The organism is Rhizobium sp. SG2393 (assembly GCF_042610495.1).
In the GTDB taxonomy this organism is placed as follows: domain Bacteria; phylum Pseudomonadota; class Alphaproteobacteria; order Rhizobiales; family Rhizobiaceae; genus RU20A.
Genome location: NZ_JBHGAP010000001.1, coordinates 1,633,722 through 1,658,383, shown reverse-complemented (window position 1 = coordinate 1,658,383; position 24,662 = coordinate 1,633,722). Strand labels below are relative to the sequence as shown.

The window sequence follows — 24,662 nt, the reverse complement described above, 5'->3', positions numbered from 1 at the left end:
GATCCTGTGCGCAGGGCTTTGCTGCCGCTCAAGAGCAGCCCCGGATGACCGGCTTTCGGCATGATGCCGGGGTGGATGATCCGAGGTCAGCCTTCAAGACATGGAGACCATGATGGCCAGAATTCTGATCGCCGAAGACGAGGATGCGCTGCGCTCCTTCGTCGCCCGCGCCCTGAAGCTCGACGGACACGAGGTGGTGGAAGCCGCCGATGGCGCCGAAGGTCTGGAGCGCGTGACGGCCGAGGACTTCGATCTCCTGCTGTCCGATATCCGCATGCCCGCCATGGACGGCATCGAACTCGCCTGGAAGGCCTCCGACACGCGGCCCGGCATGAAGATCCTGCTGATGACCGGCTATGCCGACCAGCGCGAGCGCTGCGAAAAGCTCGCCCAACGCATCATCGATGTAGTCGACAAGCCGTTCAGCCTGCCCGATATCCGCAAGGCCGTCGCGGTGGCGCTGGCCGCCTGAACGCGTCAGGCGAGGGGCCGCGGTCTGCCGCGAGGCGGCGTTTTCCGCGAGATTTCTGGTTCCGGTCGAAACTCACGGGTTTGATTTCGCCAATGGACGCCCCAATCTCCGTCATGCTCGGGCTTGACCCGAGCATCCATGCTGCGCATCGCGACCGCGGATGTGGATCCTCGGGGCAAGCCCGAGGATGACAGCGGGTGGGGGAGCGCTTTCCCAATCCTGCCGCCGAGTGCGCGGCCGGAGCGTGAGATGATGTAGCGCCAGCGAGCCGCTGCTGCGCTCACCCGCATCTCACCGAATATCCAGCAACCGCTCCAGATATTGCCGTTCCAGTTCCGGCGAGGCGTTTTCGCCCAGTTTGCGGCGGATTTCCTCGAGGATTTCGCGGGCGCGCTGGGTGTCGATCTCGTCGGGCACCTTCACCTGTTCGCCGAAATCGGGGCCCATGTTCTGCTGCTGGCGGCCGAGGGGGTCGCGGCCGTTGCGGCCCATCTGCGGTGTGCCGGGACCCTGACCCTGACCCTGACCCTGTTGTGCCTGCATCTGGTTCATCATGTCCTGCGCGCCCTGGCGCAGCGCCTCCATGGCGCGGCCCTGGCTGCCGAGTGCCTGTTCGCCACGGCTGCGACCAAGCGCTTCGGCCGCGCTGCCCATTTCGCTCTGCGCCTTGCCGAAGCCTTCGCCGGGCTTCATGCCCATGCCTTCAAGGCCTTTCTGCAATTCGCCGAGTTCCTTGCCGAGCCCTTCCTGGCGCTGGCGCAGCTGCTTCAGCGCCTCGCGCAGTTGCTCGGCTGTCATGTTGTCGAGCGGGTTCTGCTGCTGCTGGCCGTTTTCGCCCTGTTGCTGCTGGCCATTGTCACCGGGCTGCTGCTCGGGCGGTTCCTGGCCGAAGAGTTCGTCATCCTCGCCCTGCAGCGGATCGCCGCGCTGCTGGCGGTCGCGCAGCGCCTGGTCCATGCGGAAGGTCTCGTCCATCAGCTTCTGCTGTTCCTGCATCAGGCGGCCGAGCTTGTCCATCTGCTCGCGCATGGCGTTGTTCTGCTCGCCCTGCTGCCCCTGCTGGGGGCGACCAGCCTGCAGATTGTTCATCATGCGCTGCAGTTCGGAGAGCATCTGCTGGGCCTGATCGCGGGCGCCGGATTTCGCCAGATTCTCGATCTGGTCCATCATCCGCTCCAGATCCTGCTGGCGCAGCATGTTGTTCATCTGCGGATTGTTTATGGCGCTCTGCGGGTTCTTGGCGGCCTGTTCGGCCAGAGCCTGCATGAATTCCTGCATGGCCTCGCGCAGTTCCTTCATCAGGCGCGCGATTTCCTCGTCGGACGCATTGTTCTTCAAGGCATCCTGAAGCGCCTGCTGGGCATCGCGCAGGCGGCGTTCGGCAAGCGACAGATTGCCGTCCTCGATGCCGAGCGCGACTTCCCAGAAATAGTCGGCGGCCTCGCGCAGCATGTCGTCATTATAGGCGAGCGCCAGACGGTTGCGGGCCGAGCGCATGGCGAGGAAATGGGTGACGTTGGGGATCGTTTCGTCGGCGCGGATGGCGAGCGCATCGTTGAGTTCCAGCGCGCGCGGCACCTGGTTTGCATCGAGCGCGAAGATCTGGCGCTGTTCGGCGATCGCGCCGGCCAGCGGCTCGTAGAAGGTCTTGGCCGGCAGGACCATCTCCTGCGGCTGGCTGCGGCCTTCCTGCCCGGCGGCGTCCTTGGCCACCAGGGTGATGCGCACGGGCTTGCCGGAGAGCGGATGTTCGCTGAGGTTCCGGCTCGTCAGGCCCTTGACATCCTTTGTATTGCGGCGCGGCAGGTCCAGCCGGTATTCCGGCGCCGGGTAGAGCGGGCGGGCATTGGCGGCGGGTGTGTCGAGCGGCACGATCTCCGCCCAGGCTTCGGTGATGCCGTAGTCGTCCTTGCCGAGGAAGCCGATCTCCAGCGCTGCCGCGACCGTCGTCTTCGGCTGGCCGTCGAAGGCGATTTCCGGGGCCTTGTCGGGCGTGATGGCGAAGCGCCAGCGCTCGGCGCCGACGACGAGCGTGCCCGGCTGGTCGATCTTGTAGAGGTGCGTTTCGGCGCCGGTCGCGCCGGGCTTCGCGGCCGCGCTCTGCTGCGCGGGCGGGGCGGCGGGGGCGGGCTTGGCGCCCTCTGCGACTTTCTCCGGCTTGCGCTCCTCCGCGGCGATCGCGATCCCCGGGCCGCCGCTCTCCGGCTCGAAACTCACGGGCGCATTGCCGCCGCCGGACAGGCGCACGGTGGCTTCGGAAAATTGCGGGACGGTGAGCACCGGCTTTGCATCCGGCGCGGCTGCGGCCTGTTCGCCAGTCAGGAAGACGGGCGCCTTGCCCGTATAGGCCGGCGGGGTCACCCAGGCATCGATGCGCAGGTCCGGTTTGACGACGGCCGGTTCCGGCAGGTGGAAGGCATCGGAGAGGAAGCCGGCGCGGTTGGAGTAGGAATAGGCGAAGGCAAGGGCGGCGATCAGCACGGGGGCGGCGCGCAGCGCGAAGGGGTCGTGGCGGGGCAGGTCCGGCTGCGGCGTGCCGGCCGAGAGCGTGCCGATGGTGCGCGCCATGCGGGCCTGATGCTCGCGCCACAGGGCTTCGGCCGCCGGACCGCCGGTCGACACGGTTTCGTCCTGGATGCGGATGGCCTGATGGCGCAGGCCGTTGCGGGCCTCCAGCATGCGGTCGGCGGCCTCGGGGGCGGGCAGGCGGATCCGTGCGAGTGGCAGGAGGGAGGCGACGAAAGCAAGCGCGAAGGCGGCAAGGGCGCCGGCATGCAGCCAGAAGGGCGCCAGGCGGAACAGGCCGAACCAGGCGGCGGCGACGAAAAGCAGGAGGACGGAGACCGGCAGCAGCAGCTTCGGCGCCACGGCTTCTGCCAGCAGCACGGCGCGCGCCGCAACACGCTTGCCGGCCAGCAGGCGGGTGAGCGGCGGGGCCTTTTCGGGCGCGGGCGGCGGGGCAGTCGTCATCCGTCGGTTCCTCGTCGGTCCGGGCCAGCGCCGCCATCGTCCGGCGACGCGTGCCCTTCATTGCATCGAGGATAACAGTCTTTGTGGCGAAGACGAGGGCGCGAACGCAAACGTGAACGGGAAGACCACACGGCCCACCGTTTTTGCGGGCGCCCGTGGGTATGTCGTCCAGGCCACTGAGGCTGCCGTGGTCAGGCGAGCCAGTCCGGCACGCTGTCGAGGCCGATCAGGTCGTCGTAGGTGAGGCGCGGGCGAATCACGTGGAAACGATCGCCCTTGACGAGCACTTCGGGCACCAGCAGGCGGCTGTTATAGGTGCCGGCCTGCACGGCGCCATAGGCACCGGCCGAGCTGATCGCCATCAGATCGCCAGGGCGCGGCGTCGCCATTTCGCGGTCGAGCGCCAGATAGTCGCCGGTCTCGCAGACGGGGCCGACGACATCGGCGCGGATGCGCGGCGCATTGGCGGCGGAGATCTTCACCGGACGCACCTCGTGCCAGGCTTCGTAGAGCGTCGGGCGGATGAGGTCGTTCATGGCGGCATCGACGATGATGAAGGTCTTGTCGCCGCCGTCCTTCACATAGATGACTTCGGTGACGAGAATGCCGGCATTGCCGACGATCAGGCGGCCGGGCTCTGTGACGATGCGGCAGTTGAGGCCGGCCAGCTGGTTCTTGACGATGTCGGCATAGGCGTCGGGCAGCGGCGGCGGATTGTTGTCGTCCCTGTAGGGGATGCCGAGGCCCCCGCCGATATCGACATGCTCGATCGTGTGGCCATCGGCGCGCAGCAGGTCCACCAGCTCGCGCAGCAGGCGGAAGGCATGGTCGAAGGGCTGCAGCTCGGTGATCTGGCTGCCGATATGCATGTCGATGCCGGTGACCTCGATGCCCGGAAGGGTGGCGGCATGGGCATAGACGTGGCGGGCGCGATCGTAGGAAATACCGAACTTGTTTTCCTTCTTGCCCGTCGAGATCTTGGCATGGGTGCGGGCATCGACATCGGGATTGATGCGGAAGGAGACCGGCGCGCGCTTGCCGAGGCGCACGGCGCGCGCGTTCAGCACTTCCAGCTCCGGCTCGCTCTCGACGTTGAAGCAGTAGATGCCGACTTCCAGCGCGTAGTCCAGCTCGCGCACCGTCTTGCCGACGCCGGAGAACATGATGCGGTTGGCGGGTACGCCGGCGGCAACGGCGCGGCGCAGCTCGCCTTCGGAGACGACATCGACGCCAGCGCCAAGGGCGGCCAGCGTCTTCAGCACGGCCTGGTTGGAGTTGGCCTTCATCGCATAGCAGACGAGGGCATCGACATCGGCGAAGGCTTTTGCGAACACCGTGTAGTGGCGCTCGAGCGTTGCCGTCGAATAGCAGTAGAAGGGCGTGCCGACGGCCCGGGCAATGTCGGAAACGGCCACATTCTCGGCATGGAGGATGCCATCGCGATAGTCGAAGTGGTTCACGGGATCAGGTCTCGTTCAGGGCCTTGCCGGAGCGGGGCGCGGTGGCGCGGCCCGGATCTGGCGCAAAAATCTAGAGGAGCGGATCGAGCAGGAAGGGGCGATCTTCTGGCGCCGTCTTTTTCTCGTCCTTGGATGCATTCCGGTTGATCTGGTCAGCCGGTGTGCCGGGCGGGTCGAGGTCGCCCTTGCGGCCGCAACCGCTCACGGCAACGGCGAGTGCCGCGGCGAGGAGCGCGAGACGCCCGATCTTCAGTGCTTTCATGTGTCCGTCGTCCTTCCGGATGCTCCCGCGCGGGAAGCCAGTTGACGTTTCTCATAGCCGGTTTGGCGCCGCTTGTAGAGGGCCTGTTTCCGGCTTTGGGCGGAGCGCTCAGACGCGCTCGCGCCACCAGGCGATCTGCCGGCGCACTTCCACCGGCGCGGTGCCGCCGAAGCTCTTGCGGCTGGCGACGGAGGCTTCCACCGTCACCACGTCGTAGACGGCGTCGGTGATCGCGGGGTTGATGGCCTGAAGCTCTTCCAGCGAGAGTTCGGAGAGGTCGCAGCCCTTCTGTTCGGCGAGCGCGACGGCGCGGCCCGTGACGTGGTGGGCATCGCGGAAGGGCAGGCCGACGGCGCGCACCAGCCAGTCGGCCAGGTCGGTCGCGGTCGAATAGCCGGAGCCGGCGGCGGCCTTCATGCGGTCGGCGCGGATCGTCATGTCGCGCACCATGCCGGTCATGGCGGCGATGGCGAGTTCAATGCTCTCGGCGGCGTCGAAGACCTGTTCCTTGTCTTCCTGCATGTCCTTTGAATAGGCGAGCGGCAGGCCCTTCATGACGGTCAGGAGCGCGATCAGCGAGCCGTTGATGCGGCCGGTCTTGGCGCGCACCAGCTCGGCCGCATCGGGGTTCTTCTTCTGCGGCATGATGGAGGAGCCGGTGGAGAAGGCATCCGACAGGCGGATAAAGCCGAATTGCGGCGTCGACCAGATGACGATCTCTTCGGCCAGCCGCGACAGGTGCGTGGCCGCGATCGAAGCGATCGACAGGAATTCCAGCGCGAAATCGCGATCCGACACCGTATCGATGGAGTTGCGGGTGGGCTCGCGGAAGCCAAGTGCGGCGGCCGTCATGTGGCGGTCGATGGGATAGCCGGTGCCGGCGAGTGCCGCCGCGCCGATCGGGCATTCGTCGAGCCGCACGATCGCATCGCGCACCCGCGAACGGTCGCGGCCGAACATCTCGACATAGGCCATGCAGTGGTGTCCGAAGGTCACCGGCTGGGCGGTCTGGAGATGGGTGAAGCCGGGCATGACGGTTTCGGCGTGCTCTTCGGCGCGGTCGAGGAAGGCCGCGATGAGGCTGGTCAGCGCCTTCTCCGTCTTCTGCAGCTCTTCCTTCACCCAGAGGCGGAAATCGAGCGCCACCTGGTCGTTGCGCGAGCGGGCGGTGTGCAGGCGGCCGGCGGCGGGGCCGATGAGGGTCGCAAGGCGGGCCTCGACATTCATGTGGATGTCTTCAAGCTTGCGGGAGAATTCGAAGCCGCCGGCCTCGATCTCCGACAGGATCGTGTTCAGGCCGTGAACGATCTTGTCTTTGTCCTCGGCCGAAATGATGCCTTGATGGGCGAGCATGGTCGCATGTGCGATGGAGCCGCGGATGTCCTGGGCATAGAGCTTCTTGTCGAAGCCGATCGAGGCGTTTATCTCCTCCATGATCGCATCCGGACCGGAAGCGAAGCGACCGCCCCACATCTGGTTGGAGGAAACATTCTCGGATGTGCCGTCAGCCATGGGAAACCCGCCCTCAAAAGTGCCGTCCGCGACCCCGGTTCCGCCTTGGAGACACAGGACTTGAACGACAGAAAATCGACGCTGCCGCCCAGACGCTATCTCGCGCTCGCCGCCCTTGCGGGCATCGTGGCCGGTGCGGCTGCCGTATACGTCAGGGAAACGGGTGCTGGCAATGGTGGCGCCACGCAAACGGCCGCCGTTCAGGGCGATTGCGCGGCCGCGAGCGGCACGATCGCGGCCATCAAGCCGTTCCTGAAAGGGCAGGTGGCGGCCATGAATGCCGTCGATACGCCGCGCAGCCTGCCGCCCATGACCTTCAAGGATGCCACCGGCAAGGACATGACGCTCGCCGACTTCTCCGGCAAGACGCTGCTCGTCAACCTCTGGGCCACCTGGTGCGTGCCTTGCCGCGAAGAAATGCCGGCGCTGAACGGGCTTGAAAAGGCCAAGGGCTCCGACCGGTTCCAGGTGCTTGCCATCAACATCGACATCGGCGACGACGAGAAGCCGAAGACCTTCCTGACGGAGACCGGCGTCGATGCGCTCGGCCTTTACCGCGATGCCAGCATGGGCGTTTTCAACGTGCTGAAAAAGGAAGGCCTCGCCTTCGGCCTGCCGGCGACGATGCTGATCGACGGCAAGGGCTGCCTCATCGGCGCGATGAACGGCCCGGCGGCCTGGGACAGCGAGGATGCCAAGGCGCTGGTGAGCGCGGCGGTGGGGGGCTGATCTGCTCTCCGGCGCTCAGGCCTCAAGGCTGGGCGTCGAGCCGCGCCGCCAGAGCCTCTATATCGCGGTGGCTGAAGACCGCGATGCCGGCACGCATCAGTCGTGCTGCCACGACGCCCTGACCGGCGACCTTTACCCCGGCGAAACGTCCGTCATAAATCTCGCCTGAGCCGCAGGAGGGGCTGCCGTCGATCAGCAGCGCGAAGCGGCAGTCATTCTGCCGCGCCACGGCCAGCGCCCGTTCGGCAGCGAGCAGGAAGGCGGCGGTGACGTCGCGGCCGGTGTTTTCGACCAGGGTTGCCCTGCCGTCCAGAACCGAGGCCCCGCCCCCGGAACCCGCGATCTCGGCCGGTGGACGCGGCACGGGCAGGCCGGCGGCCATTTCCGGGCAGAGAGAGACGAGACGACCTTCCTGCCGCCAGCGGTCGAGGAGCGGGTGGGCGAGGGGTTTCGCCTTTCCGTCGTAGCGGACCTGTTCACCCATCAGGCAGGCGCTGACGAGAATGCGGTCCATTGCGCTCTCCCGCCCGGCCGGCTCGGTCACCCGGCGATCTTCGAGAAATCCGCCACGGTGCCCGTCGCCTCGCGGATGCGGGCCAGCAGCGCGAGGCGATTGGCGCGGATGGCGGGGTTTTCGTCGTTGACGAGCACGTCGGCGAAAAAGGCGTCGATAGGTGCGCGAAGGGCTGCGAGCGCTTCCATGGCGGAGCGGAAATCCTCGCGCGACACGGCATCCGCGGCGGAAGCCGCGGCCTGCGTGGTGGCGACGTAGAGGGCCTGTTCGGGCGGGAGCGCCAGAAGGCTCGCATCGACCGTGGTGCCGATCGTCGTGCCCTTCTTCTCCTCTGCCGCCAGAAGCTGCGTGGCCCGCTTGGTGCCGGCCAGAAGGTTCAGCCCTTCTTCCGACGTGATGAAGGCCGTCAGCGCCTCGACGCGGCGCGCGACCATCAGGAGGTCGTCATTGCCGCTGCCGACGGCGAGCACGGCGTCGATGAGGTCGTGACGCGCGGCGAGATCACGCAGATAGACCTTCAGGCGGTCGTGGAAGAAGGAGAGGAGGTCGGGGTCTGAAGCTACCGATGAGAGCGCGAGCCGCACTTTTCTTTCCAGCATGATCCTGATGACACCCAGCGCCGCGCGCCGTAGCGCGTACGGGTCCTTGGACCCCGTCGGCTTTTCATCGATGGCCCAGAAACCCGTCAGCGTATCCAGCTTGTCGGCGAGCGCTACCGTCAGGCCGACGGCGTTTTCGGGCAGGCGGTCGGAGGGGCCCTGCGGCTTCCAGTGGTCTTCGATGGCAGCTGCGACGGCCGGGTCCTCGCCCTGCAGCACCGCATATTTGCGGCCCATGATGCCCTGAAGCTCCGGGAATTCGCCGACGGCTTCGGTGCGCAGGTCGGCTTTCGCCAGAACCACCGCGCGGTCCACCAGCGCCTTGTCGGCACTGGTAAAATCCGCAAGCGTTGCGGCGAGCGCGCGGATGCGGCTGACGCGTTCGCCCTGCGTGCCGAGCTTGGCGTGGAAGGTCACGTTCAGCGCATCGAGCTTGGCCATGCGTTGGTCGAGCGGCTTGGCGAGGTCGAGGTCGAATTTTGCGGCCGAGGCCTTCAGCGTGTCGAGGTCCGGCAGGTCGTTCTGGTCGCGGGTCCAGAAGTGGCGGGCGTCGGAAAGGCGGGCGCGCACGACCTTGCCATTGCCATGCACGATCTCATGGCCGCCATCCTTCGCCACGATATTGGCGACGAGAATGAAGCGGTTGGACAGCACGCTCTCGTCGGCGCCTTGCGGGCGCGTCACGAAGCATTTCTGGTTGGTCTTGATGGTGAGGCGGATGATCTCGGCGGGGATTTCGAGATATTCCTCCTCGAATGCGCCCATCAGCACCTGCGGCCATTCCACGAGGCCTGCGACTTCCTCCAGCAGACCTTCGTCCTCCACCAGATCGAGCCCGTTGGCGAAGGCGAGGTTGCGGGCATCGGCCGCGATGATCTCCTTGCGGCGCTCGGCATCGAGCACGACAAAGGCCTTTTCCAGCTTTTCGACATAATCGGCAAAGCGGCGCACGGTGATTTCGGCCGGCGCGTGGAAGCGGTGGCCGTAGGTGACGTTCCCGGCCACGATGCCATCCACCTCGAAGGGGATCACCTGCGTCTCGTCATGCTCCGGCCCGAAGGTGCAGACGATGGATTGCAGCGGGCGCACCCAGCGCAGCGCGCCGGGCCTTGCCGAGGCCGCACCCGAGCGCATCGGCTTCGGCCAGGGAAAATCGCGGATGATCTTCGGCATGATCTCGGCGACGATCTCTTCCGTCGGCCGGCCGGGCTTGACGATATGGGCGACGTAGAAATCGCCCTTCTTGGGATCGCTGTGGACATGCGCTTCCGCGATGGAGGCAAGCCCCGCGCCGCGCAGGAAGCCTTCGATCGCCTTTTCATTGGCGTCGGTGCGCGGGCCCTTGCGTTCCTCGCGCTGGTCGGCGGAACGGGCCGTCAGCCCGCGAATGTCGAGCGTCAGGCGGCGCGGCGTCCAGTATTCCCGCGCGCCCTCGTAGGTCAGACCTGCCTCGACCAACTGGTCGGTCACCAGCTTCTTCAGGTCGCCGGCGGCCTTGCGCTGCAGGCGGGCCGGGATTTCCTCGGAGCGGAGTTCAAGCAGGAGATCGGGCATCAGAGCATTTCCTTGACCCCCGCGCCACGGCGAAAGGGCCGGCATCGACTGCCGTCATGGATGGATTTCGCTGCGCTCTGCTAACAAACTTTTGCGCCGCTGCACAACCGCAAAAATGGTGTGGCGGACGGGCGAGACGGCGCGCGTCGGAAGCGAGATTTCGACGCGGCCGCACGGCGTCCGCACGTGTCGTGGCAGACCGGCATGTTCCCGGCAGGGCTCCGTTGGTTGCGGCGAAAGCTTGAGGTCGGCTGTCTCGCCGGGATAGGCGGCATGCCAGCCATGTCTTGCCGATCGCCGTGTCACGCCGGTCGGATCACCTGTCAGCCGGGCCGACGCGCGATTGCCTTGAACATGGCTTCCAGTCGATCGAGGACTCCGAGATGCCGGTGAACGCCGATGCTGCGCCGTCCACTCTCGGTCAGGCGAATCTCCAGGCGATCGGACAGCCCGTCAAAGGCCTCCGCTGTTTCCAGAAGGCCACGTTGGATGCCCTCCTGAATAAGGGAGGCGGTTGCCGGGTCGATGAGTGTGGTGTGCAGGCTATAGTGGCCCCACCTGGCGGAAACCGGATGGCCGGAGCGCTCATGGATACCTGACAGGAAAGACCGCATGGCCTCCGTCAGATCGAACCAATCGTGGTGCTGAGTGCTCATGAGAGATCTCTAGAAAGATCCTCATGGATTTACAACCATAAATTATCAATACAACTTTATGCAATTATAGGGTGCCAACGCCTCAACGCATCGTCTTCCTCACCATCCCCCGCCACCGCCGCCACCACCGCCGCCGCCGGATGAGCCGCCGGAAAAGCCTGACGACGAGGAGGATTGCGGCTGGGGCAGGGTGGAGGCGATGGTTCCTGCCATGGACGAGGAAAAAGAGCCGATGCGGCTGAAGCCGCGGGAAAGGTCGCCGACATACCAGCCGGGCTGCTGGGCGGCGGCTGCGCCGGCGGCAGTGGCAGTGGCGAGCCAGGTTTCGAAGGTGCGGCTCCAGGGCTTTTCGACGCCCAGGGCGACGGCGTAGGGCAGCAGGGTCTCGAAATGCTGCGGCGACATCTGCGGCGCGCCCTGCATGTTCATCCGGTCCCTTTCGGCAACGGTCAGGTAGAGGCGCAGTCCCTCGATACCGTCCATCAGGCGGCGGCCGAGTGGTGTCGGCGCGCCCATCAGGAAGAAGAACAGCACATTGACCAACAGGATGCCGCCGATGCCGATCACCAGCGGCAGGTCGCTGATATCGGCCAAGAGTTCGATCTGGCTTGCAATGACGGAGCCGCCGATGCTCACGGCCACGAAGCCGATGAAACCGAGGGTGACGATCGAGCCGATGCGGGAGGCGAGCGAGGCGTGGCGGCGCAGGCCCTTGCCGACACTGGTAACAAAGGTGCCGAAGAAGATGGCGGCAAAGCAGACGGCAAACAGCATGCCGACGATATCGTCGCCGGGCGCGCCGAACAGGAATATGGCGGCGATGAAGAGGACGCTGAGCGCTGCGCCGCCGATCACATAGCCGGTATTGCTCTGGTAGTAGCGACCGCGATGTTCCTTCTCGATGGCCGAGCGGAAATCCTCGCCGAGGCTCTTCACCACCGTTCCGTTGGCGCGGTCGATGACGAGGGTTCCGCCGGCCTGCTCGACGGCTTTCAGCAAGGCGGCTTCACCCGACGGAAGGGCGGCGGCTGCGGGCTTTGCTGTCCGCTTGAGCGTGATGCATGTGTCGAGGTCTTCCAGGACGAGGTAACCAGCCACGGCGAGGCTGATGGCGGCCGCCGAAAGCGCTGTCCAGCCGCCGCCGGAAAAGCCCTTGTTGTCGACGTAGTTGACCAGCGCAGGTGACAGACCCTCCGGTGCATCCCATCGTGGAACCACCGTGCCGGCCGGCGGATCGCGGCCGACCAGCCACCAGAAGCGGGTGTAATAGGCCAGCACCACCGCAAGTCCGACATAGGCGATGATGTCGCTTAGAAAATCGCGCAGCAGCCACAGCGTTTCCTGCGTGCCGGTTGGTGGTACGAAAACACCCTTGTCGACCTTGACGGCGACCGTCAGCCCTTCGCCGGTTCCGAGCGGTCGCGTGGTCGCGAAGAAGATCTCGTTACCCTCCTGCAGCACCCGTGCGTTTCTGGCCGTCGCGCCTTGCGGTCCGGTGAAAAACGTCGTGCCGGTGAGCCTCGCATCCTGCGGCAGGGTGATGGTGGCGGAGGCTTCCTCGATGGGGAATGCCCAGCTGTTGCCCGTCACGTTCCAGTAGAACTCGTCGTAATCGGGAAAAAAGCGAATTTGCCGGTCGGTGCGGTAGGTGATCTGGTAGGTATGCTCGCCCGGATCGAGCAGCGTATCGGCGCTGCCGATCCGCAGGCGCTGACCGCCTGCGATCGTTTCCAGGGCATAGGGTTCGGACGCGCCGTCCCGCTCCACGGACTGTACGTCGAAGGCCACCGTCTGGCGCCGGCCGTTGGCGTCGCGCATTTCGGTCGGGAAGTCGCGGAAGATGCCGCGGCGGATGTTGCGGCCCTCGGCCGTGACCGTGATGGTTTCGGTGACGGAGACCTCGCCATTGGCTGAAAGGCCGATAACGGCATGGAAGGCGTTGATCACCTCCGCAGCGCCGGCCGGGCCGGCCACGGCGAGCGCCAGCATCAGGAGAAGACGTCCGAACCACCGTGCCATTGCCGTTCCTCCGTCTTTCTGTCTCGTTGGCGGGATCAGCCCTTCGGAATGTCGCCGGTCAGCCCGACGCCAAGCGATGCCAGCGCCCGCCAGTAGCCGGGATAGGTCTTGCCGACGCAGGCCGGGTCGAGAATGGTGATGCCGTCGATCTTCAGGCCGGCGAGCGCGAAGCTCATGGCGATGCGGTGGTCGGCGAAGGTGTCGATCTCGGCCGGCAGACGCTGGCCGGCCAGCGCCGGATCGGCATGGACGATCAGGTCGTCACCCTCTTCCACGGCAAGGCCGGGACGGATGGCATTGAGGCCGGTCGAAACCGCGCGGATGCGGTCGCACTCCTTGACGCGCAGATTGGCGATGCCGACGAAGCGGACCGGCGTTTCGTTGAAGGCGGCGAGTACGGCAATGGTCGGGATGGCGTCCTGCATCTGTGAGCCGTCGATCACGGCGGGCAGGTGCGGCAGCTTGGAGATGAAATCATAGGCGCGCGCATCGGGCTGCGAGAAGGCGGCCGCCGGCGTACCGATGTCGATCGCCCCGCCCGTCAGCACTTCCGCACCCCAGAGATAGGTGGCGGCCGAGGCATCGGGCTCGATGTGATAGTCGGCGGCGCGGTAGCCGGTCGGCGCCACGCGCCAGCTGGTCGGGCTCGCCTGCTCCACCTTTGCGCCGAAGGCTTCCATGGCTGCGGTGGTGAGGTCGATATAGCCGCGCGCACCGATATCGGCACCCGTCAGCGCGATTTCGATCGCCCGGTCATTGCCGGCCGCCGCCATCAGCAGGGCGGAGACATACTGGCTGGAAAGCCCGCCATCGATCTCGACGCGGGTCTCGCCGAAGCGTCCCGTGCCCTTCACCGTTACTGGTGGGCAGCCGGTCGGGGCTTCTGCCGTCACACCCATGCGCACCAGCGCCTCCACCAGCGGGCGGATCGGCCGCTTGCGCATGTGTTCGTCGCCGTCGACCACGACTGTCCCGTCGACGAGGGCGGCTGCCGCCGTTAGGAAGCGTGTTGCCGTCCCGGCATTGCCGAGGAAGAGCGGTGCTGCAGGCGCCGACAGGCGGCCGGAGCCGGAGACGACGAAGGTCGTGTCGTCGGGCTCGTCGATCGCGACACCCATGGCCCGCAACGCCTCGGCCATGTAGCGCGTGTCGTCGCTTTTTAGCGCGCCCGTCAGGCGGCTGGTGCCGGCTGAAAGACCGGCGAGCAGCAGGGCGCGGTTGGTGATCGACTTCGAGCCGGGCGGGGCGACATGGCCGTTCAGCGGGCCGCTGGCGGGGGTGATGGTGAGCTTGCCGGAAGAAGGGGTCATGGCGCCTGTCTCGATATCGGTCGTCTGCTGGAATGGCCGTGGTCCGGCTTTGACCGAACCTGTCGCGGCCGGCCCGTCCTCTACGACGGATCGGCTCTTTCCGGAAGATCAGAACTTCACGGAAGGCACGGCGCGGTCGGCCGTGTCGGTGATCTCGAAATAGGGCGCCTTGGTGAAGCCGAAGGGGCCGGCGACGAGATTGGAGGGGAAGCTTTCCACGCGGACATTCAGGTCGCGCGCCGCGCCGTTATAGTAGCGCCGCGACATCTGGATCTCGCCTTCGATCGTTTCGAGGCTGCGTTGCAGCTCGGCAAAATTCTGGTTGGCCTTGAGATCGGGATAGGCCTCGGCCAGCGCCACGATGCGCCCCAGCGCCTGCGAGAGCGCGCCTTCGATGGCCGCACGGCCCGCCACGTCGCCAGAGGGCGCCGCCTGGGCGCGGTTGCGCAGCGAGACCACCTCTTCCAGCACCGTCTTTTCGTGGGCCGCATAGCCCTTCACGGTCTCGATGAGGTTCGGAATGAGGTCGGCACGCCGCTTCAACTGCACGTCGATGCCCGACCACGCCTCCTCCTTCATCTGCCGGGCCTTCACCAGACCGTTATAGACGATGATGAGGTAGAGCGCGGCGACGGCGAGGATCGCAAGGCCGATCAGCATGGGAAGTTCCTCCTGACAGTGGCGGGAGGATTACCGCACTTCGCCGCGGGCGCAAAGCCGCAATGCGGGGCCTGTTTCCGGCGGAACGGCACGGCGCGGCGCTTTGGACGAAAGTGACGGTATCGGATCAACCCAAAGCCGGCAGCCAGCGTCATGTCCACCCTCGCCAAGCTCATCAACATCATCGCCTTCTCGACGCTTTTCCTGATGCAGGCCTCCGTGCAGCCGATCGAAAAGCCGCATGGCATCCGCCGCGCGCTACAGACCTATGCCGGACAGTTGTCGACCGGCGCCTACCCGACGCTGAAGCCGGTCTGGCAGCTCGGCGGCGCCCAGTCGGACGCAATCTGACGACTTGGTGCAAGTAAAAATCGCTAAAATTCGACTGAAATTCGAGTAAAACTTGCCCGCAACACTGCACGTGATCTGAAGATCTGTCCTGTATCAGAAAGGAACAACAAGAAATTCGACAGGGACATCATGATCGCGATTGCCTCCGTGGGCGCTGCCGCGCCCTTGCCCTTTTCTGCGCCCAACACGCGGCCGCGTCCGGAACCATCGGTGCCGACCTATATGGACGAACCGATGTTCGACCCGAATGCGCCGGACGAGGCGTTGATGGAGGAGGGGCGGGCCTACCGTGCCGCGACACAGGCTTTCTCCGCTGAGGTCGCGGCGTGGCCGCAGGATGAGCCCGCGGTGTATGTAGACCAGCCGCTGTTCGACACCAATGCGCCCGACATGGCCGTTATCGAGCAGGGCCGTGCGATCCGCGCCGCGGCCGGCGGTGAGGCGACGGCTGCTTGGGCCGGGCTCCAGGCGACGCGTACGGACCTTTATGGCGAGCAGACTGACGAGGCTCTTCGTCGCGAACAGGCAATCAACGCCATCGCTGCCCGCGCGCCGGCAGCGCTATTGGCCGTGAATGGTCTTGCGTCGGGACCCCTCCTGCTCTTTGCAGACGACCCCTCGGCAGCCGCCACGCCGGCTGCGACCCTCACGCTCCTCACGGCGGGCTACAGCGAACATTGACGAAAACGACAATGCCGGACACGCGCGCGTCCGGCATTTCCGTACTCTTGTCATTCACGCGTGTCAGGCAGCAACCGCACCCGGCACTGCACCGCCGGCATCCGTCAGAAGGAAGGCTTCGCCGCAGGCCTTGGCCAGCGTGCGCACGCGCAGGATATAGCTCTGGCGCTCGGTGACGGAGATCACACCGCGGGCGTCGAGCAGGTTGAAGACGTGGGAGGCCTTGATGCACTGGTCATAGGCCGGCAGCACGCATTTGTGCAGCATGCCGGGCTCCGAAGGGTGGCCGGCGGACAAAAGCGCCTGGCACTCCGTTTCGGCGTCGATGAAATGCTGGTGCAGCATCGCCGTGTTGGCATATTCGAAATTGTGGCGCGAATATTCCTGCTCGGCCTGAAGGAAAACCTGGCCGTAGGTGATCTTCTCGTCGCCCTCGCGGCCGTTGAAGTTGAGATCGTAGACATTGTCCACGCCCTGCACATACATGGCGAGACGCTCGAGGCCGTAGGTCAGTTCGCCCGAGACGGGTGCGCATTCGATGCCGCAGACCTGCTGGAAATAGGTGAACTGCGAGACTTCCATGCCGTCGCACCAGCACTCCCAGCCCAGCCCCCAGGCCCCCAGCGTCGGGCTTTCCCAGTCGTCTTCCACGAAGCGGATGTCGTGCAGCAGCGGATCCAGCCCGATCGCCTCCAGCGAGCCGAGATAGAGTTCCTGAAGGTTCGACGGGTTCGGCTTCAGGATGACCTGATACTGGTAGTAATGCTGGAGACGGTTCGGGTTTTCGCCATAGCGTCCGTCGGTCGGCCGGCGCGAGGGCTGCACATAGGCCGCGCGCCAGGGCTTCGGGCCGAGCGCGCGCAGCGTCGTTGCGGGGTGGAACGTACCGGCGCCGACTTCCATGTCGTAGGGCTGGAGTACCGCGCAGCCCTTGTCCGCCCAGTAGGCGTGTAGCGTCAGGATCAACGCCTGGAACGAACGCTTCGGATTCATGTGGTCGGGAACGGTGGTCATGGTGAAATAGCCCGAATGCCGTGGAGATGGCCGGACGAGTGCCACGAGAGGGGGAGGAAGGTCAACAGTGAAGGTCGGTGCCGCGGCGCCAACCGCCTTGGCTCAATCCTTCTTCACCCGATATTCGCCCGTCACGGGATCCTTGATCAGCGTGCCCTGCGTGCCGGTCTGCTGCTCGCGGCGCACGCGTTCGCGCTGGCGGGCGAGGCGTTCGGCGTCGGCGATGAACTTGCGGTAGCCGAGCCAGGCGATGCCGGCGATCAGCAGGATGAGGATCAGTTGCGGCATCGGCCCCTCCGGTGCATGGGTCGGCGGCGTCCTGAGCGGACGCGGCCGGGCGGCGGAGTGTTATCCGCCGGTCCCGTCTTTTGTTCTTTCGGCCTTAAAGGCCGTATCGGCTCCACAATGCCCTTTCCTCCGCCGCTTCGGCAAGGCCTGAAGCAAGCGAGGCGGCGAGCGGCCGGGCGGCATCGCCGAGACTGGCCGAAACGCCGGGGACCCGGCGGCCGAAGAGGCCGCGGGCCGGCTGGATGAGGCGCAGTTCCGCCTTGGCGCCGAAGCGGCGCTTCAGCGTGCCGCTGAGATCGCCGATGCCATCCACGAGGCCGAGTTCGCGGCCCTTCGTGCCGGTCCAGAAGAGGCCGGAGAAGAGCGTCGGATCATCGGCAAGCTTCGTGCCGCGGCGGGCCTTCACCATGTCGATGAAGGTCTGGTGGATCTCGAGCTGCAGGCTCTTCAGATAGTCGATGTCGCTCTCGCGCTCCGGCTGGAAGGGATCGAGGATCGCCTTGTTTTCGCCCGCCGTATAGACGCGCCGCTCGACGCCGATCTTCTTCAACAGTTCCGGAAAGCCGAAGCCGCCGGAGACGACGCCGATCGAGCCGACGATAGAGGAGGGGTCGGCGAAGATCTCGTCGCCCGCCACCGCGATCATGTAACCGCCGGAGGCGGCCGCATCCTCGACGAAGACGATGACGCGCTTGTTCTTCTCCTCGGCGAGATCGCGGATGCGCTGGTAGATGAGCCGCGCCTGAACCGGCGACCCGCCAGGCGAATTGATCGACAGTGCCACCGCCGGCGCTTCCTTTACGGAGAAGGCGCGTTCGAGCAGGGGCGCCACGCTTGCGAGGTTGAGGGCGGGGCGGAACTGGCTGCCACCGGCGAAGATCGCGCCGTTCAGGCGCACCACCGGGATGACGGTGGTCTCGCCGCGAAACTTGCGGGGCAGCAGCTTTTTGAGAAACGCTTTCATGTCGTGCCTTGCTGAAACAGTCGGTCTGGATGGACCGGATGTAGGGATTGGCTGCCGCCACGCAATGGAGGGCCGATAAAAGCCTGCGTGATCGCCTGCGCGGTGCCGTGGCGTCTACCCCGCCGGCCGGCCCTTCCGGGCATAGGCGGCGCGGCCGTTGTTGAAGTCATCCACATCGTCGGCGAAGCGGTGTCCGTCCTCGACATGCATGATGAGTGGCGCGCGGATGGTGAGGCGCGCCCGGCTCTGCTTGATCGCCGTGACGAGGATACGCACGGCGTTTTCGCCGGTGCGGGGGTGGAGTGCTGTGATCTCGATACCGCCGAGCCGGCGGCCGCAGGCGTCGATGATCTCGGCAATCGATTCCGGCCGGGCGATCAGCGAAAGCTGCCCGCCGGGTTTCAGCATGGCTGCGCCGGTGCGGATCCACGACGCCATCAGCCCGTCCGTCATCGCATGCGCCTCGGCCTTCAGCGCATCCGGCGTGCGGCGGTCGGCGCCGTCGTTGAAGGGCGGGTTCATGATGACGTGGTCGAAGGCATCGTCGGCAAGGCCGGCTGCGACGCGGGCGCGGCCGGTCAAGGTCACATCCGCCTCGACCACGGCAAGGCGGGGCGCGAAGAGGGCATTGGCGGGATGGGCGACGGTTTCCCGGGCAAAGGCGGCCATGACCGGCGAGCGCTCGACCAGAAGCACCTCCGCAAGGGGCAGCCGTGCGGCAACCGCAAGACCGGCGGCACCCGCGCCGGCGCCGAGATCGGCGACCCGCATCGGCCCGTCGCCCGTCACCAGCGCTGCCAGCAGCATGGCATCCATGCCGGAGCGATGGCCGCGCTTTTCCGGCTGCACGACATGGAAACGTCCGCGATGGAAGGCATCCACGGTGCGTCCGAGATCGGCCGCGTCCCTCGATGCCGGTGCGGCTGGTGACGTTACCATCCGCCTTCCTCCTCCGGCGGGCGAAGCTCGTGGGCGAGGCCGGCATCGGCAAGGATGCTGCGCGCTTCTTCGGCATCCTCGCTCGGCACCAGCAGGCGGCGCGGCAGCAGGCCGAGCGAGCCTTCCAGAACGCTCATGCCCTGGTCAGCCACGAGGCAGGCGATCCCTGCCTCCTTCAAAAGGCTCTGCGAAAAGGAAAGCACGACGGCGTCGTTGGTGCGGATCAGTTCTTTCATGGTCTCGCCCGTGGCCCTTGTTGCGGCCTTGCCGTCTTCATCCGCACCCTTCCGGGGCAGGTTTCCCTTGTGTCTTTCGGACGACGAGACAATTCGCCTCTTGCCGCCCGGTGCCCCGGTTTCTATTGTTCTTTTCAGAAATGCAACAGGAGTCCGGGTTTTGGGCGTCGTCGTATCGCTGGAAGACAGCAAGAACAGGCAGGCATCGGTGAAGCCGCTGGTGGATCTCACCAAGGGCGACATGGAGCGGGTGAACCAGCTTATCCTCTCCAAGGCCGGCTCCGACGTGCAGATGATCCCTGAGGTGGCCAACCACCTGATTTCGTCCGGCGGCAAGCGGCTGCGCCCCATGCTGACGCTCGCCTCCGCCGCCATGTTCGGCTATGCCGGCGACAGCCACATCAAGCTCGCCACCAGCGTCGAGTTCATGCACACGGCAACGCTCCTGCATGACGATGTTGTGGACGAAAGCGACCTGCGCCGCGGCAAATCCACGGCCCGCACCATCTGGGGCAACCAGGCAAGCGTGCTCGTCGGCGATTTCCTGCTCGGCCAGGCCTTCCGCATGATGGTGGACGTCGGCTCGCTGGATGCGCTCGACGTGCTCTCCACCGCCGCTTCCGTGATCGCCGAGGGCGAGGTGCTGCAGCTCTCCGTCGCCAAGAACATGGAGACGACAGAGGACGATTACCTGCAGGTGATCCGTGCCAAGACGGCCGCGCTCTTTGCCGCCGCCGCCGAAGTCGGGCCGATCATTGCGGGTGCCTCGCGCGCCGAGCGCAATGCGCTGAAATCCTACGGCATGAACCTCGGGCTCGCCTTCCAGCTCGTCGATGACGTGCTCGACTATGGCGGTTCGGCCGCCGAGCTGGGCAAGAATGTCGGCGACGACTTCCGCGAGGGCAAGATCACCCTGCCGGTCATCCTCTCCTATCGCCGTGGCACGCCGGACGAGCGTCAGTTCTGGCGCACGGCGATCGAGGGCGGGGAGAATGGCGACGAAAACCTGGAAAAGGCTCTCGCCCTCATCACCCGCTACAATGGCCTTGGCGATACGATCGCGCGCGCCCAGCATTACGGCACCATCGCCCGGGACGCGCTGGCGCCGATGCCGGCCTCGGCGCTGAAATCGGCCCTGCTCGAAGTCATCGACTTCTGTATCGAACGCCTGAACTGAGCCGGGCGGCAGAAGGCGTGATATGGCGGCGTCGGGCGGCCGCGCACTGCTGTGCGACGGTTCACACCCTTGCGGCAATGCGGCAAAAAAGTCATGCTTCACCACGATACCGACGCATTGCTTTGGAATGAGTCGCGTCGCGGGCGCCGCGCGGGTTGCGGCCAGAAAGGCTTCTTATGCGGAAAGATCGTTTTCTACGTCTCCTGAACGGCGCGGCCATCATCGCGGTCATGGGCCTTGGGGCCGCCGTGGTTTCAGCCGAAGACAAGCCGGCCGAGCCGAAGGCCGAGGTGACCTTCGAGACGCGCGACGTCAACACGTTTTCGGGCGCGTATCTCGCTGCCCGGACGGCCGATATCGACCGCGACTTCGTGACGGCGACGGAACTCTACCGCAAGGCGCTCGCGCTGCAGCCCGACAATGCCGATATCGCCCAGCGACTGATGATCACCTATCTCATGAACGGTGACTTCAAGAAGGCCGTGGAGTCGGCCGATACGCTGAAGTCGGATGCTTCCGTCGAGCGTATCACCTCCATGGTGCGCGGCGTGGATGCCATCCAGTCGAAGAACTACCGCAAGGCTGGCGAGATCCTGAAATACGAGGGACCGAACGACCTCGACCGCCTGATGACGGGCCTGCTGCAGGCCTGGGCCATTGCCGGCGAAGGCAAGACCAAGCAGGCGCTTTCGGCCGTCGACAAGCTCGAGGGGCCGGAATGGTTCGGCATCTTCAAGAATTACGTCTCCGGGACCATCGCCCTGCAGGCGGGTGACCTGGATGCTGCGCGCAGCCGCCTGAACACCACCATTCTCGACCGCGATGGCGCGAGCGGCGCGCCGGATACCTTCATGCGCGCCGTCTTTGCGCTGGCTCGCCTCGAGGCGAATGCGGGCAACAAGCAGAAGGCGCTCGACACGATTGCCGTCGGCGAGGGCGTCGTCAACAATTACACGCCTCTCGATGCGCTGCGTGCCAGCATCGAAAAGGGTGAGAAGCAGGTGCAGCAGGTGGCAACGCCTGCCGACGGTGCGGCATCCGTGCTGTTTGCCGTCGCCGCAGCGCTGAACCGTGGCGGTGCCGAAGATATCGTCACGCTCTATCTCCAGACGGCGCGGGCGCTCGACCCCGACAGCGCCGACATCCTGATCATGCTCGGCGGCATTGCCGAGACGCTGAAGAAGCCGGAGCAGGCCGTGGCGCTTTACCGGCAGGTGCCGGACGATTCGCCCATGCGTCGCCTGTCGGAGCTTCAGCTCGGCCTCAGCCTCGCCTCCGTCGGCCGCGTCGATGAAGCCAAGACGCATTTGCAGGCCCTGATCGACCAGGATCCGAAGAACATGCGCAGCTATCTGGCGCTCGGCAGCGTGTTGTCGGATGCCAAGGACTACAAGGCCATGGGTGCGCTCTATGATCGCGCCGCCGAGGCCATCGGTCCGACGCCGCAGCGCAGTGACTGGACGATCTTCTTCCAGCGCGGCATCGCCTATGAACGTCTGAAGGAATGGCCGAAGGCCGAGCCGAACTTCAAGAAGGCGCTGGAGCTCAATCCCGACCAGGCCCAGGTATTGAACTATCTCGGTTATTCCTGGGTGGACATGAACATGAACCTCGACGAGGCCATGAACATGATCCGCAAAGCCGTAGAGCTGAAGCCGGATGACGGCTACATCGTCGATTCGCTCGGCTGGGCCTATTTCCGCCTCGGCAAGTTCGACGAGGCTGTGGTGGAACTGGAGCGTGCTGCCGAGCTGATGGCTGGCGACCCGACGATCAACGACCATCTGGGGGACGCCTACTGGCGTGTCGGCCGCAAGCTGGAAGCGACGTTCCAGTGGCGTCAGGCGCTGGAACTGAAGCCGGAGCCGACGGAGATCCCGAAGATCCAGGCCAAGATCGACAACGGCCTGCCGCCGCTCGACAACACGATCCCGGCTGCCGATGCCGGCAACGGCGTGCAGCCGAAGAAGGAGCCGGAAGCCGACGTGGCGACCGGCAAGAAGTCCTGATCCGCCCCGGAGCGGAGCGGTGACGGCGGACACATGGGTGGACCGGCAGGCGGGCCTGCCGGTGGCCATGGCTGAAGGCCCTGCGGGTGCTCTGCCGGACATGGCACTGACCCGTCTGGCGCCGGCCAAGATCAATCTGGCGCTTCATGTCGTCGGCCAGCGGGCCGATGGCTACCACCTCCTGGAAAGCATCGTGACTTTCGCGGATGCCGGCGACCGGGTCGGCGTGACGCCGGCGGAGGCCGACCGTTTTACCGTCAGCGGGCCGTTTGCCTCTCTCGTGCCACTTGGCGCGGCGGGTGTCGAAGGCAATCTGGTGCTGAAGGCGCGCGACGGGCTGAGGGCGCTTGCGGCCGGGCATGGGCTGCCTGCCGGGCCCGTGCATCTTCATCTTGCGAAGAACCTGCCGGTACAGTCCGGTATCGGCGGCGGTTCGGCCGATGCGGCGGCTGCGCTCGCCCTGTTGTGGGATCTCTGGGGGCTCGGTCGTCACTTCGCGATCCCGTCTGCGGCGTCTCATCCGGACATGGCGGCGCTTGCCCTGTCGCTCGGTGCCGACGTGCCCATGTGCCTCTCCGGCGTGCCTGCTCTTATCACCGGCATTGGCGAGGGCATCACGCCGCTTCCTGATCTGCCCGGCCTTTCCGTGCTTCTCGTCAATCCGCTGGTCGGCGTTTCCACGCCGGCAATCTTCCGCCGCCTCAGCGACAAGAACAATCCGCCACTCGTCATGCCTTCCGCGGCGGCAGGCGCGTCGGACTGGCTTGCCGCCCTTGCCGGCATGCGCAATGATCTGGAGCCGCCGGCGCGCGCGCTCGAACCTGTCATCGATACCGTGCTCGCGGCCCTTGCCGCAGCCGGAGCGCGGCTTGTCAGGATGTCGGGCTCGGGGGCCACCTGTTTCGGGATCTTCGAGGATGATCATGCCCGGGACAGGGCGGCCGCGCGGTTTGCCGCCGATTTCCCGAGCTGGTATGTCCAGCCCTGCCACACGAAAGGAACAGGCCATGCCCCGGCTTGACCCCGACAGACCCTTCGTCCCGGTCCGGTTCGCCGTTCTGACCGTGTCCGACACGCGCACGGTGGCCGACGACCGCTCCGGAGATACGCTTGCCTCGCTTATCGAAGGCGAAGGCCACCAGCTGGCCGCACGCGCGATCGTGCCCGACGACAAGGCGGCCATCGTCCGGACTGTCACCGGCTGGATCGAGGCGGGTATCGTGGATGTGGTGGTCACGACGGGCGGTACGGGCTTTACCGGACGCGACGTGACGCCGGACGCGATCGAGCCGCTGTTCGACAAGCGCATGGAAGGCTTTTCCGTCGTGTTCCATCGCCTCTCCTATGAGAAGATCGGGACCTCCACCGTGCAGTCGCGCGCGACCGCCGGCCTGATCGGTGCGACCTTCGTCTTCGTGCTGCCCGGCTCGCCCGGCGCCTGCCGCGATGCGTGGGAAGGGGTGCTGAAGCCGCAGTTCGACTATCGGCACCGCCCCTGCAATTTCGTGGAAATCATGCCGCGGCTGGACGAACACCTGAAGCGTGGCGGTTAGGGTCAAAACCCGATCCGAATACTTGTCCTGAGAGGTTTTGACCCTGACGCATCATCCGGCCGGCGTGAAGCCGGGGTCGACGGGATGTTGTTTCATTCTGCCAGATCGACGAGCGATCCGAGCGCCTTGAGGGCCGGACGGGGGCGTTTGCCGATCGGGCCTGTCCCGCGGCATTCACCGGCCGTGCTGACGCCGCGCTACCCAGGCGGGGGCAATTTCGGTTCGCATGCGTTTCGCGCCGCTCAAGGCGGCAAGTTCGCTGGGCGTGCGGCCATGGGTGGCAAGGCGCAGCGCCTCGCTCTTGCGCAGCAGGCAGCCATGCTCAAGGGCGGCCGGGCGGCTGAAGAGGCGGGCAATAAGCGAACGGCGAAGCTGGCGTGCCGGTGTCAGCCGGACGGGGCCGCCACCAAGCGCCATATGCTCGGCCATCTCTTCCACCCAGCGGCCCATGGGGCGGGCGCCGGGTTCCAGCATCAGCAGCCATTCGCCGCGCGTGCGGCCAACGGCGTCTGCAAGCGTCGTATCTGTGAGAAACAGGCAGCCGGCCGCATCGGCCACGGCCGAACTGCCGTCCTTCGAGCCGCGATCGAGGATCACGACATCGCTGACCAGACCTTCCACGGCGCCGGCCACGAGCACTGTCAGCGTCGCTGCCAGCTCCGCCTCGTCGTCCAAAATCTCGATCAACACACTCAGCATAAGGTTTCGTATCGCATCGCACACCAAAACGCCA

Annotated in this window: 24 protein-coding genes; 8 read left to right on the top strand and 16 right to left on the bottom strand. The window is 65.9% G+C overall.

Features of this window, described 5'->3' with window-relative positions:
- Positions 1-112: 112 nt before the first annotated feature.
- Entirely contained in the window at positions 113-472 is a 360-nt protein-coding gene (locus ACED18_RS07820; protein WP_377290626.1) for a response regulator, read from the top strand.
- 291 nt (positions 473-763) lie between these two features.
- Here the strand turns inward: ACED18_RS07820 and ACED18_RS07815 are convergent, their stop codons facing one another.
- The 4 genes from ACED18_RS07815 to argH form a co-directional block, all read right to left on the bottom strand.
- On the bottom strand, positions 764-3,442 hold the full coding sequence (locus tag ACED18_RS07815; RefSeq protein WP_377290624.1) for a TIGR02302 family protein: 2,679 nt from the start codon (positions 3,440-3,442) through the stop codon (positions 764-766).
- 191 nt (positions 3,443-3,633) lie between these two features.
- Positions 3,634-4,902: a diaminopimelate decarboxylase gene (gene lysA / locus ACED18_RS07810; protein ID WP_377290622.1), complete on the bottom strand. Its 1,269-nt coding sequence runs from the start codon at positions 4,900-4,902 to the stop codon at positions 3,634-3,636.
- 70 nt (positions 4,903-4,972) lie between these two features.
- Entirely contained in the window at positions 4,973-5,164 is a 192-nt protein-coding gene (locus tag ACED18_RS07805; RefSeq protein WP_377290620.1) for a lipoprotein, read from the bottom strand.
- A gap of 108 nt (positions 5,165-5,272) precedes the next feature.
- Complete coding sequence (argH, locus tag ACED18_RS07800; protein ID WP_377290618.1) at positions 5,273-6,676, bottom strand: argininosuccinate lyase; 1,404 nt, start codon at positions 6,674-6,676, stop codon at positions 5,273-5,275.
- A gap of 60 nt (positions 6,677-6,736) precedes the next feature.
- Here argH and ACED18_RS07795 point away from each other — a divergent pair, with 60 nt between their 5' ends.
- Positions 6,737-7,405 carry a TlpA family protein disulfide reductase gene (locus ACED18_RS07795; RefSeq protein WP_377290616.1) on the top strand — a complete coding sequence of 223 codons (669 nt, stop codon included), beginning with the start codon at positions 6,737-6,739 and terminating at the stop codon, positions 7,403-7,405.
- Positions 7,406-7,427: 22 nt separating this feature from the next.
- On the opposite strand, the gene ACED18_RS07790 is transcribed toward ACED18_RS07795, so the two are convergent.
- The 6 genes from ACED18_RS07790 to ACED18_RS07765 all read right to left on the bottom strand — a co-directional run bounded on the left by ACED18_RS07790 (position 7,428) and on the right by ACED18_RS07765 (position 14,717).
- Positions 7,428-7,919, bottom strand: a complete 492-nt coding sequence (locus tag ACED18_RS07790; RefSeq protein ID WP_377290614.1) for a DUF523 domain-containing protein — start codon at positions 7,917-7,919, stop codon at positions 7,428-7,430.
- 26 nt (positions 7,920-7,945) lie between these two features.
- Positions 7,946-10,072, bottom strand: coding sequence for a glycine--tRNA ligase subunit beta (glyS, locus tag ACED18_RS07785; RefSeq protein ID WP_377290612.1), 2,127 nt, complete (start codon positions 10,070-10,072; stop codon positions 7,946-7,948).
- Between the two features lie 323 nt (positions 10,073-10,395).
- Entirely contained in the window at positions 10,396-10,728 is a 333-nt protein-coding gene (locus tag ACED18_RS07780) for a hypothetical protein (RefSeq protein ID WP_377290610.1), read from the bottom strand.
- 99 nt (positions 10,729-10,827) lie between these two features.
- Positions 10,828-12,747: a DUF2207 domain-containing protein gene (locus tag ACED18_RS07775; RefSeq protein ID WP_377290608.1), complete on the bottom strand. Its 1,920-nt coding sequence runs from the start codon at positions 12,745-12,747 to the stop codon at positions 10,828-10,830.
- Between the two features lie 35 nt (positions 12,748-12,782).
- Positions 12,783-14,057 (bottom strand): 3-phosphoshikimate 1-carboxyvinyltransferase, encoded by a 1,275-nt coding sequence (locus tag ACED18_RS07770; RefSeq protein WP_377290606.1) that lies wholly within the window; start codon positions 14,055-14,057, stop codon positions 12,783-12,785.
- 108 nt (positions 14,058-14,165) lie between these two features.
- Positions 14,166-14,717, bottom strand: a complete 552-nt coding sequence (locus ACED18_RS07765; protein WP_377290604.1) for a LemA family protein — start codon at positions 14,715-14,717, stop codon at positions 14,166-14,168.
- Between the two features lie 153 nt (positions 14,718-14,870).
- Between ACED18_RS07765 and ACED18_RS07760 the strand changes: the two genes are divergently transcribed.
- Positions 14,871-15,068 (top strand): hypothetical protein, encoded by a 198-nt coding sequence (locus ACED18_RS07760; protein ID WP_377290602.1) that lies wholly within the window; start codon positions 14,871-14,873, stop codon positions 15,066-15,068.
- Between the two features lie 129 nt (positions 15,069-15,197).
- Positions 15,198-15,749 carry a hypothetical protein gene (locus ACED18_RS07755; protein WP_377290600.1) on the top strand — a complete coding sequence of 184 codons (552 nt, stop codon included), beginning with the start codon at positions 15,198-15,200 and terminating at the stop codon, positions 15,747-15,749.
- A gap of 63 nt (positions 15,750-15,812) precedes the next feature.
- Here the strand turns inward: ACED18_RS07755 and ACED18_RS07750 are convergent, their stop codons facing one another.
- From ACED18_RS07750 to ACED18_RS07730, 5 genes are all read right to left on the bottom strand, one after another.
- The gene (locus ACED18_RS07750; RefSeq protein ID WP_377290598.1) at positions 15,813-16,763 is read right to left on the bottom strand and encodes a glycine--tRNA ligase subunit alpha; all 951 of its coding nucleotides are present in this window, start codon (positions 16,761-16,763) and stop codon (positions 15,813-15,815) included.
- 102 nt (positions 16,764-16,865) lie between these two features.
- A complete protein-coding gene (locus ACED18_RS07745; RefSeq protein ID WP_377290596.1) occupies positions 16,866-17,051 on the bottom strand; it encodes a hypothetical protein in 186 nt (61 codons plus the stop codon).
- Positions 17,052-17,145: 94 nt separating this feature from the next.
- Complete coding sequence (locus ACED18_RS07740) at positions 17,146-18,015, bottom strand: S49 family peptidase (RefSeq protein ID WP_377290594.1); 870 nt, start codon at positions 18,013-18,015, stop codon at positions 17,146-17,148.
- 114 nt (positions 18,016-18,129) lie between these two features.
- Complete coding sequence (locus ACED18_RS07735; RefSeq protein WP_377290592.1) at positions 18,130-18,954, bottom strand: tRNA1(Val) (adenine(37)-N6)-methyltransferase; 825 nt, start codon at positions 18,952-18,954, stop codon at positions 18,130-18,132.
- On the bottom strand, positions 18,948-19,190 hold the full coding sequence (locus ACED18_RS07730) for a DUF2007 domain-containing protein (protein ID WP_377290590.1): 243 nt from the start codon (positions 19,188-19,190) through the stop codon (positions 18,948-18,950). The genes ACED18_RS07735 and ACED18_RS07730 overlap by 7 nt, the downstream gene beginning before the upstream one ends.
- 160 nt (positions 19,191-19,350) lie before the next feature.
- Here ACED18_RS07730 and ACED18_RS07725 point away from each other — a divergent pair, with 160 nt between their 5' ends.
- The 4 genes from ACED18_RS07725 to moaB all read left to right on the top strand — a co-directional run bounded on the left by ACED18_RS07725 (position 19,351) and on the right by moaB (position 23,929).
- Positions 19,351-20,367 (top strand): polyprenyl synthetase family protein, encoded by a 1,017-nt coding sequence (locus ACED18_RS07725; protein ID WP_377290588.1) that lies wholly within the window; start codon positions 19,351-19,353, stop codon positions 20,365-20,367.
- Between the two features lie 176 nt (positions 20,368-20,543).
- Entirely contained in the window at positions 20,544-22,376 is a 1,833-nt protein-coding gene (locus tag ACED18_RS07720) for a tetratricopeptide repeat protein (protein ID WP_377290586.1), read from the top strand.
- A gap of 67 nt (positions 22,377-22,443) precedes the next feature.
- Positions 22,444-23,397 carry a 4-(cytidine 5'-diphospho)-2-C-methyl-D-erythritol kinase gene (locus ACED18_RS07715; protein ID WP_377291107.1) on the top strand — a complete coding sequence of 318 codons (954 nt, stop codon included), beginning with the start codon at positions 22,444-22,446 and terminating at the stop codon, positions 23,395-23,397.
- Complete coding sequence (gene moaB, locus ACED18_RS07710; protein ID WP_377290584.1) at positions 23,384-23,929, top strand: molybdenum cofactor biosynthesis protein B; 546 nt, start codon at positions 23,384-23,386, stop codon at positions 23,927-23,929. Before ACED18_RS07715 ends, moaB begins: the two co-directional genes overlap by 14 nt.
- A 174-nt stretch (positions 23,930-24,103) precedes the next feature.
- Here moaB and ACED18_RS07705 read toward each other — a convergent pair whose 3' ends face one another.
- Positions 24,104-24,628, bottom strand: coding sequence for a glycosyl transferase (locus ACED18_RS07705; RefSeq protein WP_377290582.1), 525 nt, complete (start codon positions 24,626-24,628; stop codon positions 24,104-24,106).
- Positions 24,629-24,662: the final 34 nt, after the last annotated feature.

What these genes read in the sequence shown, in the direction of transcription:
- ACED18_RS07765 (WP_377290604.1), bottom strand. Translation starts at nt 14,717, where the DNA reads ATGCTGATCGGCCTTGCGATCCTCGCCGTCGCCGCGCTCTACCTCATC.
- ACED18_RS07730 (WP_377290590.1), bottom strand. Translation starts at nt 19,190, where the DNA reads ATGAAAGAACTGATCCGCACCAACGACGCCGTCGTGCTTTCCTTTTCG.
- ACED18_RS07820 (WP_377290626.1), top strand. Translation starts at nt 113, where the DNA reads ATGGCCAGAATTCTGATCGCCGAAGACGAGGATGCGCTGCGCTCCTTC.
- glyS (WP_377290612.1), bottom strand. Translation starts at nt 10,072, where the DNA reads ATGCCCGATCTCCTGCTTGAACTCCGCTCCGAGGAAATCCCGGCCCGC.
- ACED18_RS07745 (WP_377290596.1), bottom strand. Translation starts at nt 17,051, where the DNA reads ATGCCGCAACTGATCCTCATCCTGCTGATCGCCGGCATCGCCTGGCTC.
- ACED18_RS07705 (WP_377290582.1), bottom strand. Translation starts at nt 24,628, where the DNA reads ATGCTGAGTGTGTTGATCGAGATTTTGGACGACGAGGCGGAGCTGGCA.
- ACED18_RS07770 (WP_377290606.1), bottom strand. Translation starts at nt 14,057, where the DNA reads ATGACCCCTTCTTCCGGCAAGCTCACCATCACCCCCGCCAGCGGCCCG.
- ACED18_RS07775 (WP_377290608.1), bottom strand. Translation starts at nt 12,747, where the DNA reads ATGGCACGGTGGTTCGGACGTCTTCTCCTGATGCTGGCGCTCGCCGTG.
- ACED18_RS07815 (WP_377290624.1), bottom strand. Translation starts at nt 3,442, where the DNA reads ATGACGACTGCCCCGCCGCCCGCGCCCGAAAAGGCCCCGCCGCTCACC.
- ACED18_RS07750 (WP_377290598.1), bottom strand. Translation starts at nt 16,763, where the DNA reads ATGACCACCGTTCCCGACCACATGAATCCGAAGCGTTCGTTCCAGGCG.
- argH (WP_377290618.1), bottom strand. Translation starts at nt 6,676, where the DNA reads ATGGCTGACGGCACATCCGAGAATGTTTCCTCCAACCAGATGTGGGGC.
- ACED18_RS07760 (WP_377290602.1), top strand. Translation starts at nt 14,871, where the DNA reads ATGTCCACCCTCGCCAAGCTCATCAACATCATCGCCTTCTCGACGCTT.
- ACED18_RS07735 (WP_377290592.1), bottom strand. Translation starts at nt 18,954, where the DNA reads ATGGTAACGTCACCAGCCGCACCGGCATCGAGGGACGCGGCCGATCTC.
- moaB (WP_377290584.1), top strand. Translation starts at nt 23,384, where the DNA reads ATGCCCCGGCTTGACCCCGACAGACCCTTCGTCCCGGTCCGGTTCGCC.
- ACED18_RS07720 (WP_377290586.1), top strand. Translation starts at nt 20,544, where the DNA reads ATGCGGAAAGATCGTTTTCTACGTCTCCTGAACGGCGCGGCCATCATC.
- ACED18_RS07805 (WP_377290620.1), bottom strand. Translation starts at nt 5,164, where the DNA reads ATGAAAGCACTGAAGATCGGGCGTCTCGCGCTCCTCGCCGCGGCACTC.
- ACED18_RS07715 (WP_377291107.1), top strand. Translation starts at nt 22,444, where the DNA reads ATGGCTGAAGGCCCTGCGGGTGCTCTGCCGGACATGGCACTGACCCGT.
- ACED18_RS07790 (WP_377290614.1), bottom strand. Translation starts at nt 7,919, where the DNA reads ATGGACCGCATTCTCGTCAGCGCCTGCCTGATGGGTGAACAGGTCCGC.
- ACED18_RS07755 (WP_377290600.1), top strand. Translation starts at nt 15,198, where the DNA reads ATGATCGCGATTGCCTCCGTGGGCGCTGCCGCGCCCTTGCCCTTTTCT.
- ACED18_RS07740 (WP_377290594.1), bottom strand. Translation starts at nt 18,015, where the DNA reads ATGAAAGCGTTTCTCAAAAAGCTGCTGCCCCGCAAGTTTCGCGGCGAG.
- ACED18_RS07780 (WP_377290610.1), bottom strand. Translation starts at nt 10,728, where the DNA reads ATGAGCACTCAGCACCACGATTGGTTCGATCTGACGGAGGCCATGCGG.